Genomic DNA, 1608 nt, shown 5'->3' with positions numbered 1-1608 from the left:
AAAAACGCCCTTAAAATGGGCGTTTTGTATCATGATTTTGTAAAATTATGGGCTTGTGCAACGGCTACCATTGTTGTAAACAGTTTTTATTCTTTTTTAAATTTATAATCAAGCCAATAGTTTGCGGATATTCGCATATCATTTTCTTTATTAAGCATTTTTTTCAAAGTCAGTTTGTCCCAATAAACGCAACCAGAGCAAACTGAAACAATTCCGTTAGACTTATATATTTCCGCAATTTTTTCCTTCAATTCTTTTGTTAGAGTAAGTTTGTTTAATTCTGTCAGTTTTTCACAAACAACTACAGCTAAATATTTTTCTGCGTTATTTTTTGAATCGAGAAGTTTAACAATAGAATTGTATTTTTCTTTTTCTATAAGGCGAGATACTTTTTGAACAGGTTTCGATTGACTTCCGTCTTCGTAGCAACCAAAACCAACCATTTCATTAACATCAACATTTGATTGAGCAATTCCGTTAATCGAAATGCTAATTATAAAAGTCAATGTAAATATTATATGTTTCATTTATCAACTATGTCTAACATTAAACTCTATTACTTTTCCGTTTTTGTCAAATTTGATTGTTAAATGTCCTGTGTCAATTCCGTGTTTAGCCATTCCCAAATAGTAACCAAATTCGGATTCGTTTTTAGTTTCTGGAATTCCTAATAATTCAATTATTTCAGTCTTGGATTTTCCTTTCAGTTCGTGATTATTCCTCAAACTATTCATCATATCCCAACGCAATGACCATTCAGATTCTGATTCCGTCCAGTTTTTCCACTTTTCAGAGTCAAATTGTTCGTGAGTGATATTTCCTTTTAGTGCAAATCCAATTAGAATTAGCAAACCGAAAATCAGAAATCCGTATTTTAAAGCTTTTCTCAATGTTTGTCTTAAATTGTTTACAACGGTTACGTATATGATTTGTGCGGCTTAAAATCCGCAGGATTTTCAGTCGTAGTAAATCGTTAGTTTAAAGATATAAATTTCAAATTAATAACTAATTAAAGCATAAATTATATACAATGTTGGCACACGTTTTTTATCCAAATATTTTGTTCCATATTTCAATTAATTCTGGTTCGTATAATCTCCAAACGATTAATGCTATTATGGGTAGTAAAAACGCAGATATTAAAACACCAATTGCTTTACCTGACAACTTTGATATTGTTGAAGTAGTTTTACTATGTCTAATGTTTTTTAGTATTGGTCGATTATACCAACTATTTTTAAATTCAAAAGAGTAACGAATTAAATCACGTCTATTTTTGTCAGTTATGCTTTTTGACCATTTTTTTACACCTAGAACACTTGCCTTACGACCGTCAGTCGTTAGCGAATATTTGTTTTGTCCGATTTTTTCAGCTAATCCACACGCAATTAATTTATCCATTGAACCTCTTTGCATAGAGTGCCATTCTCTTTCTTGGGGGAAAGCAGGTTTAGTAAAAGAGAAATCAGCTTCTTTTAGTTGTTTAAAAAGTTCGTATACTGTCATTTTTCAAATGTGTGCCAACGTGTTTCTTTAGTTTGTAATAAATATATTTAGATAGAAAAAGAGGAGAACTATAACGTGTTTTAGCCTTACAGATCCATGACA

The 1608-nt window shown here is 30.8% G+C and carries 3 protein-coding genes; all 3 read right to left on the bottom strand.

Translation table 11 applies throughout. The features are described from left to right. Positions 1 to 86: 86 nt before the first annotated feature. The 3 genes from ACIEHO_RS16480 to ACIEHO_RS16470 all read right to left on the bottom strand — a co-directional run bounded on the left by ACIEHO_RS16480 (position 87) and on the right by ACIEHO_RS16470 (position 1506). Positions 87 to 527, bottom strand: a complete 441-nt coding sequence (locus ACIEHO_RS16480) for a hypothetical protein (protein ID WP_406973750.1) — start codon at positions 525 to 527, stop codon at positions 87 to 89. A gap of 3 nt (positions 528 to 530) precedes the next feature. Beyond that, positions 531 to 890: a hypothetical protein gene (locus ACIEHO_RS16475; protein WP_406973748.1), complete on the bottom strand. Its 360-nt coding sequence runs from the start codon at positions 888 to 890 to the stop codon at positions 531 to 533. Positions 891 to 1047: 157 nt separating this feature from the next. Then, a complete protein-coding gene (locus tag ACIEHO_RS16470; protein WP_406973746.1) occupies positions 1048 to 1506 on the bottom strand; it encodes a hypothetical protein in 459 nt (152 codons plus the stop codon). Positions 1507 to 1608: the final 102 nt, after the last annotated feature.

Origin of the sequence: Flavisericum labens (assembly GCF_045446075.1) — a bacterium.
Taxonomy (GTDB): domain Bacteria; phylum Bacteroidota; class Bacteroidia; order Flavobacteriales; family Flavobacteriaceae; genus Flavisericum; species Flavisericum labens.
Note: the sequence above shows the minus strand (reverse complement) of the source record. Positions and strands in the feature narration are given on the sequence as shown.